13 protein-coding genes are annotated in these 9,042 nt (G+C 70.5%); 5 read left to right on the top strand and 8 right to left on the bottom strand.

Annotated elements, in window-relative coordinates; all coding sequences use genetic code 11:
* The first annotated feature begins 90 nt into the window (after nt 1-90).
* Both DMH12_RS40100 and DMH12_RS34965 read left to right on the top strand, forming a co-directional pair.
* The gene (locus DMH12_RS40100) at nt 91-330 is read left to right on the top strand and encodes an SCO4848 family membrane protein (RefSeq protein WP_122615862.1); all 240 of its coding nucleotides are present in this window, start codon (nt 91-93) and stop codon (nt 328-330) included.
* 36 nt (nt 331-366) lie between these two features.
* Complete coding sequence (locus DMH12_RS34965; RefSeq protein WP_125495350.1) at nt 367-1,695, top strand: metallophosphoesterase; 1,329 nt, start codon at nt 367-369, stop codon at nt 1,693-1,695.
* On the opposite strand, the gene DMH12_RS34960 is transcribed toward DMH12_RS34965, so the two are convergent.
* The 4 genes from DMH12_RS34960 to DMH12_RS34945 all read right to left on the bottom strand — a co-directional run bounded on the left by DMH12_RS34960 (nt 1,686) and on the right by DMH12_RS34945 (nt 3,856).
* Entirely contained in the window at nt 1,686-2,453 is a 768-nt protein-coding gene (locus tag DMH12_RS34960) for a TetR/AcrR family transcriptional regulator (protein WP_125495349.1), read from the bottom strand. The genes DMH12_RS34965 and DMH12_RS34960 overlap by 10 nt on opposite strands.
* 11 nt (nt 2,454-2,464) lie before the next feature.
* On the bottom strand, nt 2,465-2,950 hold the full coding sequence (locus DMH12_RS34955) for a thiol-disulfide oxidoreductase DCC family protein (protein WP_125495348.1): 486 nt from the start codon (nt 2,948-2,950) through the stop codon (nt 2,465-2,467).
* Between the two features lie 3 nt (nt 2,951-2,953).
* Nucleotides 2,954-3,361, bottom strand: a complete 408-nt coding sequence (locus DMH12_RS34950; RefSeq protein WP_122615866.1) for a hypothetical protein — start codon at nt 3,359-3,361, stop codon at nt 2,954-2,956.
* Between the two features lie 84 nt (nt 3,362-3,445).
* Entirely contained in the window at nt 3,446-3,856 is a 411-nt protein-coding gene (locus DMH12_RS34945; RefSeq protein WP_125495347.1) for a VOC family protein, read from the bottom strand.
* Nucleotides 3,857-4,025: 169 nt separating this feature from the next.
* On the opposite strand from DMH12_RS34945, the gene DMH12_RS34940 reads away from it, so the two are divergent.
* From DMH12_RS34940 to DMH12_RS34930, 3 genes are all read left to right on the top strand, one after another.
* Nucleotides 4,026-4,490 carry a TM2 domain-containing protein gene (locus tag DMH12_RS34940; RefSeq protein WP_125495346.1) on the top strand — a complete coding sequence of 155 codons (465 nt, stop codon included), beginning with the start codon at nt 4,026-4,028 and terminating at the stop codon, nt 4,488-4,490.
* The gene (locus DMH12_RS34935; protein WP_125495345.1) at nt 4,483-4,902 is read left to right on the top strand and encodes a DUF2752 domain-containing protein; all 420 of its coding nucleotides are present in this window, start codon (nt 4,483-4,485) and stop codon (nt 4,900-4,902) included. Before DMH12_RS34940 ends, DMH12_RS34935 begins: the two co-directional genes overlap by 8 nt.
* A 207-nt stretch (nt 4,903-5,109) precedes the next feature.
* Nucleotides 5,110-5,376, top strand: coding sequence for a TM2 domain-containing protein (locus DMH12_RS34930; RefSeq protein ID WP_122615870.1), 267 nt, complete (start codon nt 5,110-5,112; stop codon nt 5,374-5,376).
* A 72-nt stretch (nt 5,377-5,448) separates the two neighbouring features.
* Here DMH12_RS34930 and DMH12_RS34925 read toward each other — a convergent pair whose 3' ends face one another.
* The 4 genes from DMH12_RS34925 to sdhC are packed head-to-tail and all read right to left on the bottom strand — an operon-like array spanning nt 5,449 to nt 8,864.
* Complete coding sequence (locus DMH12_RS34925) at nt 5,449-6,222, bottom strand: succinate dehydrogenase iron-sulfur subunit (RefSeq protein WP_122615871.1); 774 nt, start codon at nt 6,220-6,222, stop codon at nt 5,449-5,451.
* Entirely contained in the window at nt 6,222-7,976 is a 1,755-nt protein-coding gene (sdhA, locus tag DMH12_RS34920) for a succinate dehydrogenase flavoprotein subunit (protein WP_125495344.1), read from the bottom strand. Before sdhA ends, DMH12_RS34925 begins: the two co-directional genes overlap by 1 nt.
* A 19-nt stretch (nt 7,977-7,995) precedes the next feature.
* On the bottom strand, nt 7,996-8,478 hold the full coding sequence (locus tag DMH12_RS34915) for a succinate dehydrogenase hydrophobic membrane anchor subunit (protein WP_122615873.1): 483 nt from the start codon (nt 8,476-8,478) through the stop codon (nt 7,996-7,998).
* Nucleotides 8,479-8,483: 5 nt separating this feature from the next.
* Entirely contained in the window at nt 8,484-8,864 is a 381-nt protein-coding gene (sdhC, locus tag DMH12_RS34910; protein ID WP_079163643.1) for a succinate dehydrogenase, cytochrome b556 subunit, read from the bottom strand.
* Nucleotides 8,865-9,042: the final 178 nt, after the last annotated feature.

Here is a 9,042-nt window from a genome sequence, read left to right as displayed (position 1 = left end):
AGCGAGAACGTACCTCCCGGGAGCGGGCCCTTCCCACCCCCCTCCCCACCCCGCGCACGGTTCAGGACAGCGTGCGGCGATACTGAAACCATGAAGCTCAGCCGCCCCGTCTCCTGGTTCCTGCTCGCTTTCGGGGTGTGGAGCTGGATCATCTGGATCACTTTCGTCAAAAACCTGATCAAGGACAGCAGCGGGCTCGCCTTCGAGGACGGCGACCCCACGGCGTACTTCTGGGTGCACCTGCTGCTCGCCGTCGTCTCCTTCGTATTGGGGACGGTCGTCGGAGGCATCGGGTTGCGTTCGGTGCGCGTACTGCGCCGAAGCTCATAGACGTCGCGGACGTCACAACCGAGGGGATACGGCGGCATGGTGGTCGTCTTCGCGCTGGTCGCGCTGGCAGTGGTGAGCGTCCTCGTGACGTCCAACTGGTACGTGTGGCGGCGCCTGTTCCGTGACACCACCCCGGGCCCGGGCCCGGTGCGCCGGATCGGCGGGGCGGTGATCGCCGGGGGCTGGGTGCTGGCCGTCGGCGCCCTGGTCGCCGAGCGCGCGGGCGCCCCCTTCTGGCTCCAGCAGGTGCTGGCCTGGCCCGGTTTCCTGTGGCTGGCGCTCTCCATCTACCTGCTCCTCGCGCTGCTGGCGGGCGAGGTCGTCCGTCCGCTGCTGCGGCGCTTCCTGGAGCGGCGCGGGGCGGTGCGGAAGGCCGGTGCGGAGCCGCCGCGGCCCGAGGCCACGGACCAGGAGCGGATACCGGCCGCCACGGCCCCGCCCGAGCAGCCGGAGCCCGCCGAGCCGGGCCGGGCGACCGAGCCGCCCCGGTCGCCCGGGGGACCGCAGCCGCCCGAGGCGCCCGACAGTCCGCTCGCCCTCCCCTCCCGCCGCCTCTTCGTCTCCCGCGTCGTCGCCGGTGCCGCCGCCGCGGCGGCCGTCGGGACGGTCGGCTACGGCACGTACGGCGTGCTGAACGGGCCCTCGGTCAAGCGGGTCACCGTGCCGCTGGCCAAGCTCCCGCGCGCGGCGCACGGCTACCGCATCGCCGTGGTCAGCGACATCCACCTCGGCCCGGTGCTCGGCCGGGGCTTCGCGCAGAAGGTCGTCGACACGATCAACTCCACGCAGCCCGACCTCATCGCCGTCGTCGGCGACCTGGTCGACGGCAGCGTGAAGGACCTCGGCCCGGCGGCGGCCCCGCTGGCCGGGCTGAGGGCGCGGGACGGCGCGTACTTCGTCACCGGCAACCACGAGTACTTCTCCGGCGCCGAGCAGTGGGTCGAGGAGGTGCGGCGGCTCGGTCTGCTCCCGCTGGAGAACGCCCGCACCGAGCTGCGCCACTTCGACCTGGCCGGCGTCAACGACGTGGCGGGCGAGGAGGAGGGCCAGGGCCCCGACTACGCCAAGGCCCTCGGAGACCGGGACCGGGCGCGGGCGTGCGTGCTGCTCGCCCACCAGCCGGTGCAGATCCACGACGCCGTCGACCACGGCGTCGACCTCCAGCTCTCCGGCCACACCCACGGCGGCCAGCTCTGGCCCGGCAACCTCATCGCGGGGGCCGCCAACCCCACCCTGGCGGGTCTGGAGCGCTACGGCGACACCCAGCTGTACGTCAGCCGCGGCGCGGGCGCCTGGGGCCCGCCCACGCGCGTGGGGGCGGAGTCGGACATCACGGTGATCGAGCTGGCCTCCCGTCAGGCCTGACCCCCGGTCTGCCCGTCGGCCTTCCGGCCGGCCTTCCGGCCGGGGTCCGGCAGCGCCCGCGTCATGCCCGGCAGGAAGTCCGTGAACAGCTCGTGCACCTCGCGCACCAGGGGGCGCAGGACCCGGAAGCGGGCCAGCACGACGCCCCGCGCGGTGAGCCGGGCGCCGCGTTCGGCGAGCCGGTAGCTGCGCTCGCGGCCCTCCGTCCGGTCGAAGATCCAGTACAGGACGAGGCCCATCTGGGAGAGCCACATCAGCTCCGGCAGGATGTCCCGCAGGTCCTCCGGCACCTTGGTCTTCGCGCCCGCCAGCACCGCGCGGTGGATGCTGATGGCCTCCTTGCGCGCGTGCTCCGACTCGGGGGAGAAGGGGCTGAGCGGGCTGTCCGGGTCGGCGGCGTTCTTGAAGAACTGCACGGCGAACTCGTGGTACGGCGTGGCGATGTCCAGCCAGACCTTCAGCACGCCCGCCAGCCGCGCCTCCAGGTCGGTCTCCCTGGCCAGGACCTCGCGGACCGCCGCCTGGTGCTCGGCGGCGATCCGGTCGTAGAAGCCCTGGATCAGGTGTTCCTTGCCGGCGAAGTAGTAGTACGCGTTGCCGACGGAGACCCCTGCCTCCTGGGCGATGGCCCGCATCGTCGTCCGGTCGTAGCCGCGTTCCTGGAACAGCCGCATGGCCGTCTCCAGGATCAGCGCGCGGGTCTGCTCGGACTTGGTGAGGTGGGCGCCCTCGTCGGGGCCGTCGTTGGTCGCAGGCACGGGTACAGAGCCTATCCAGTGGCGCAGGTGCCGTCGGCACACCCGGGTCCGGCGTACATCCAGCCGAGCCCCGGCTCGTACACCCAGCCGTCGGCGCGGCGGTACCCGTTGCCGCCCCACTGCCGCTGCCCGCCCCGCCACTTCGCGGCGGCCAGCACCGCCCCGCGGGCCAGCCGGGCGCCCGCGGGCGTGCTGAGCCGGTGGGCGAGGGCGCGGTGCCCGCGCAGGGCCCACAGGACGACGATCCAGGCGGCGGCGCCCCGGTAGACCTGACCGGCGTCACCCACGACGGTGACCTCGTCGAGGGTGGCCGCGTGGTCGAGGCCGGGCAGGAGCCGGCGCGCCTCGTCCGACCCCGCCGGGACCAGGTCCAGCTCCACCAGGCGGGGCTGACGCAGCAGCCAGTCCCGCACGTGGGTGCACAGGGAGCACTCGGCGTCGTAGAGGACGGTGAGCCGGCGCACGGGGGCGCCGGCCGTCCCGGTGGCGGGAGCCATGGCTCAGGCCCCGGCCGTCGGGGCCACCCAGCCCTGCGGCGGGACCGGCGGCACCTGCTCCCGCTCCATCATGCCGCGCCGCCGGATCCTGTTGAGCACGTAGACGTTGCCCAGGTGCATCACGCCGAGCACCAGCAGCACCACGCCGAGCTTGGTCGAGAGCGCCTCGAAGATGCCGCGGGTGTCGGTGATGGTCGCGTCGTCGCTCAGGTAGAGCGCGACGAAGCCGAGGTTGACCAGGTAGAAGCCGACCACCAGGAGGTGGTTGACGGCGTCGGCCAGCTTCTCGTTGCCGTGCAGGACGTCGGAGAGGAAGACCCGTCCGTTGCGGCTGAGCGTGCGGGCCACCCAGACGGTCAGTCCGATGCTGACGGCCAGGTAGATGACGTAGGCGATGACGGTGCGGTCCATGCCCCACCCCTTCTTGAACGCGTTCAAAACGCTGACAGGACTGACTGTAGACCTGTTTTTGAACACGTTCAAGCGGGAAGCCGTTCAGGGGCGACGGCCCAGTTCCGGACGCTTGGAGTAGTCCGTCAGGCCGATGACGTTGCCCCACGGGTCGGCGAACTCGACGGTCCAGCCGGTGGCCACGGGGAACGGCTCGTCGAGCGGCGGCACCCCGGCCTCCCGCAGCGCCGTGGCCGCGGTGCGGGCGTCCGTCGTCTCCAGCCACACCCGCGCGGAGGGCCACATCGGCGGCTGCCGCCAGAACTCCTCCTCCACCCGCAGCAGCAGCCCGGGTGTCTCGCCCCCCACTTTCAGCAGTGCGATCCCGGCCTCGTCGAGCCGGTAGGCGACCGTGAACCCGGCCCGCTCGTAGAAGTCGACGGCCTCGCCGAGGTTTCCGACGGGCAGCAGCACGTTGTCGAACCCGAGCAGTTCGTACGACTCATGATCTGACATGACGTCAGATTAGGTGTGCGCGGGCGCCGTACGGACGGACCGGGCGGCGACGCAGCGGCGCCGTCACCCGCCCGGGCGGACGGCCGTTCCCGGCCCCGACTTCTCTTGTGCGGCTCCGGTCCTGCAATATGACCGGCAGTTTCCGAAGTCGACCAGGAGTGACCCCACTGTGAGCGAGCAGCCGCCCCAGCCTTCCCAGCCGCCCGGCTACGGCTACCCGAACCAGGGCTCGGGCCCCGCCGGGCAGCCCGGCCCCTACGGCTATCCCCAGGGTGGCCAGCAGCCCCCGCCCGGCGGCTACCAGACCCCCGGCTACCCGCAGGGCGCTCCCGGCTACCAGACCCCCGGATACCCCCCGCCGGCGCCGGGCTACTACGCCACCGACCCGAGCGCCCCCTACGGCTACGACCCCTACGGCCGCCCGTACTCCGACAAGTCGAAGATCGTCGCCGGTGTGCTCCAGCTCTTCCTCGGCAGCTTCGGCATAGGCCGCTTCTACGTCGGCTCCGTCGGCATAGGCGTGGCCCAGCTGTTCACCTGCGGCGGCCTCGGCTTCTGGGCGCTGATCGACGGCATCATGTACCTGGTCAGCAACGACCGCACCGACGACCAGGGCCGCGTCCTGCGTGGCTGACACCGCGCCCTGCGCACCGCCGGGCCGGCGACGGCGCCAGTGGCATCCCGCGGCCGCACCCGTCGGGGTGCTCGTCGCGGGCGCCGCCGGTGCCGGGTACCTGTGGGGCACCGATCCGCACGAGGGCGGCCACCCGCTGCCCCAGTGCCCGTTCCGCTTCGTCACCGGGCTGCTCTGCCCGGCCTGCGGCGCCACGCGCATGGTCTACGACCTGATGCACGGTCACTTCGCCGCGGCCTGGCTGGACAACCGCGCCCTGCTGCTCGCCGCGCCGTTCGCGCTGGCGCTGTGGGCCCGTTGGACGGTGGAGGGCCTGCGCGGCCGCTCCTACCGGCCCCGGATCGCCCCGTGGGGTCAGGCGCTGATCCTGCTGACGGCGGTGGCCTGGACGGTCGTTCGCAACGTCGTGTGACCAATGATCACGAAATGGGAACGTTGGATCATAATATTTCCCAACTGACCCACGCGTCTCCTACGCTTCGTGACGCACAGAGGGGGGACGGCCACGTCACAGACGTGAGCCGCCGTGCGTCGAGCGTGCGATCAGCGGTGTCCCCTCCTGGGCCGCCGGGGCCATCCCGCCCCGGTCCGTCCCACTTCTCCCCAGGAGCACCACACCATGACCGTTCCCCCGAACCCCACCGCTCCCTACGGCGTCGACCCGCAGGGCCGCCCGTACTCCGACAAGTCGAAGATCGTCGCCGGTATCCTCCAGCTCTTCCTGGGCACCCTGGGCATCGGCCGCTTCTACGTCGGTTCCGTCGGTGTCGGTGTGGCCCAGCTGCTCACCTGCGGCGGCCTCGGCTTCTGGGCGCTGATCGACGGCATCATCTTCCTGGTCAGCAACGACCGCACGGACAAGGAAGGCCGCCCGCTGCGCGGCTGACCCGACCGCAGTACGGCCGAGGGCCCCGATCACGTGGATCGGGGCCCTCGGCCGTGGCGGTCGTCCCGCGGGTCAGAAGCGGCGCGTGATCAGCGCCCGCTTCACCTCCGCGATCGCCTTGGTGACCTCGATGCCGCGCGGGCAGGCGTCCGTGCAGTTGAAGGTCGTGCGGCAGCGCCAGACGCCGTCGCGGTCGTTGAGGATCTCCAGCCGCTGCTCGCCGGCCTCGTCGCGCGAGTCGAAGATGAAGCGGTGGGCGTTCACGATCGCGGCGGGACCGAAGTACTGCCCGTCGTTCCAGAACACCGGGCACGAGGACGTGCAGGCGGCGCACAGGATGCACTTCGTGGTGTCGTCGAAGCGCTCGCGGTCCTCAGCGGTCTGAAGGCGCTCACGCGTCGGCTCGTTGGTGTCCTTCGTGATCAGGAAGGGCATCACGTCCCGGTACGCCTGGAAGAACGGCTCCATGTCGACGACCAGGTCCTTGAGGACCGTCAGGCCCTTTATGGGCTCGACCGTGATCGGCTTCTCGGGGCTGAGGTCCTTGATCAGCGTCTTGCAGGCCAGCCGGTTCTTGCCGTTGATCCGCATGGCGTCCGACCCGCAGATGCCGTGCGCGCAGGAGCGGCGGAAGGTCAGGCTTCCGTCGAGGTCCCACTTGATCTTGTGCAGCGCGTCGAGGACACGCTCCTTCGGGTCGATCTCCAGCTGGAAGTCTTCCCAGGCGGCCTCGGCCGCGACCTCCGGGTTGAACCGGCGGACGCGGAAGGTGACCGTGATGTAGGGGGAGTCGGCGAAGCCGGGCTCGGGGGCCGAGTCGCTCTTCTCCATGACAGGGGTAGCCATCAGTACTTACGCTCCATCGGCTGGTAGCGGGTCTGGACGACCGGCTTGTAGTCGAGCCGGATGGACTCGGCGCCGTCGTCGCCCACCTCGCGGTACGCCATGGTGTGGCGCATGAAGTTGACGTCGTCGCGGTTGGGGAAGTCCTCGCGGTAGTGACCGCCGCGCGACTCCTTGCGGGCGAGGGCGGAGACCGCCATCACCTCGGCCAGGTCGAGCAGGTTGCCCAGCTCGACGGCCTCGAGCAGGTCGGTGTTGAACCGCCGGCCCTTGTCCTGGATCGACACGTTCTTGTAGCGGGCGCGCAGCTCGCCGATCTTCTCGACGGCCGTCTTGATCGTCTGCTCGGTGCGGAACACCATGACGTTGGCGTCCATGCACTCCTGCAGCTCGCGGCGGAGCGTCGCCACCCGCTCGGTGCCGGTGGAGGAGCGCAGCCGCTCGATCTGCTCGACGACCAGGGACTCCGGGTCGGCGGGCAGCTCGACGAAGTCCGCCTTCTGGGCGTACTCCGCGGCGGCGATGCCGGCCCGGCGGCCGAAGACGTTGATGTCGAGCAGCGAGTTGGTGCCCAGGCGGTTGGCGCCGTGCACCGACACGCAGGCCACCTCGCCGGCCGCGTACAGGCCCGGGACGACGGTGGTGTTATCCGCGAGGACCTCACCCTCGACGTTGGTCGGGATGCCGCCCATGGCGTAGTGCGCGGTGGGCTGGATCGGGATCGGGTCCGTGTAGGGCTCGATGCCGAGGTAGGTCCGCGCGAACTCCGTGATGTCCGGGAGCTTGGCGTCCAGCTGCTCCGGCGGGAGGTGGGTGAGGTCCAGGTAGACGTGGTCGCCCTCGGGACCGCAGCCGCGGCCCTCGCGGATCTCCGTGTAGATGGAGCGGGAGACGACGTCACGGGACGCGAGGTCCTTCATGACCGGCGCGTACTTCTCCATGAAGCGCTCGCCGTCCTTGTTGCGGAGGATGCCGCCCTCACCGCGGGCGCCCTCCGTCAGCAGGATGCCCATGCGCCAGATGCCGGTCGGGTGGAACTGGAAGAACTCCATGTCCTCCAGCGGCAGCCCGCGCCGGTACACGGCCGCCTGGCCGTCACCGGTGAGCGTGTGCGCGTTGGAGGTCACCTTGAAGAACTTGCCGGTGCCGCCGGAGGCGTAGATCACGGACTTCGCCTGGAAGACGTGGATCTCGCCGGTCGCCAGCTCGTAGGCGACCACACCGGACGACTTCTTGACGCCGTCGACCTCGGTGATCAGCTGGTCCAGGACGTAGAACTCGTTGAAGAACTCCACGCCCTCCTTCACGCAGTTCTGGTACAGCGTCTGGAGGATCATGTGGCCGGTGCGGTCGGCCGCGTAGCAGGAGCGGCGGACGGGAGCCTCGCCGTGGTTCCGGCTGTGGCCGCCGAAGCGGCGCTGGTCGATCGTCCCGTCGGGCGTCCGGTTGAACGGCAGGCCCATCTTCTCCAGGTCGAGGACCGAGTCGATGGCCTCCTTCGCCAGGATCTCGGCGGCGTCCTGGTCGACCAGGTAGTCACCGCCCTTGACCGTGTCGAAGGTGTGCCACTCCCAGTTGTCCTCCTCCACGTTGGCCAGCGCGGCGGCCATGCCGCCCTGCGCGGCGCCCGTGTGGGAGCGGGTGGGGTAGAGCTTCGTCAGGACGGCGGTGCGGCTGCGCTTCGTCGACTCGATGGCCGCGCGCATGCCGGCGCCACCGGCGCCGACGATGACGGTGTCGTACTTGTGTACCTTCATGATTTTCGCAGCCCCGTGCCTAGCGGATGTTCGGGTCGAAGGTGAAGATCACCAGCGTGCCCAGCAGGATGGTGAACACCGTGGCGGTGTAGAGCAGGCCCTTGAGCCACAGCCGGGTGTTGGGGCGCTCCGCGTAGTCGTTGATGACCGTGCGCAGGCCGTTCGCGCCGTGCAGCATCGCGAGCCAGAGCATCAGGAGGTCCCAGACCTGCCAGAACGGCGAGGCCCAGCGGCCGGCGACGAAGGCGAAACCGATCTTCGAGACGCCGCCGTCCAGCACCAGCTGGATGAGCAGGTGCCCGATGACCAGGACGACCAGCACCACGCCGGACAGGCGCATGAACAGCCAGGCGACCATCTCGAAGTTGCCACGGGTGGACTTCGGGGTCTTCTTCGTGCGCGCGCGGGGGGCTTCGATCAGCGGCGCCGGGTTGTCGACCGTGTAGAGGGAGGCGCCCTCGACGGGGCCGATCCCGGATGCGGGGGATTCAGTCGTGGACATTGGCGTCAGCTCCCGAACAGTTCACGAGCGGCGTGGCCGAGGACGGGGTAGATCGCCCCGATCATCAGCACGACCCACAGGGCGACGACGGTCCAGAGCATCTGCTTCTGGTAGCGGGCGCCCTTGACCCAGAAGTCGACGGCGATGACACGCAGGCCGTTGAGCGCGTGGAAGAGGATGGCGGCGACGAGGCCGTACTCCAGCAGCGCGACGATCGGCGTCTTGTACGTGGCCACGACGGTGTCGTAGGCCTCGGGGGACACCCGCACGAGAGCGGTGTCCAGCACGTGAACGAACAGGAAGAAGAAAATGAGGACGCCGGTGACTCGATGAGCCACCCAGGACCACATTCCTTCCCGGCCGCGGTACAGCGTTCCAGCCGGCACGGAAATTTCCTCCGGGAGCGGGGATTGGGGCCGCGCCGGCTTTCCTTGTCGGTCGGGCCCGGCCGGGTACGGTCCACCGGCCCCCAGCATGGTAGCGACGGTTGCCTGCGGCGCTTACGGGGGGGCCTGCCTGTGTGATCAAAGTTGCACTCAAAGGAGCAGCGGATGGGGGGTGGGG

This window comes from Streptomyces sp. WAC 04229 (assembly GCF_003947455.1).
GTDB lineage: Bacteria > Actinomycetota > Actinomycetes > Streptomycetales > Streptomycetaceae > Streptomyces.
This window is presented reverse-complemented; position numbering and strand designations above follow the sequence as displayed.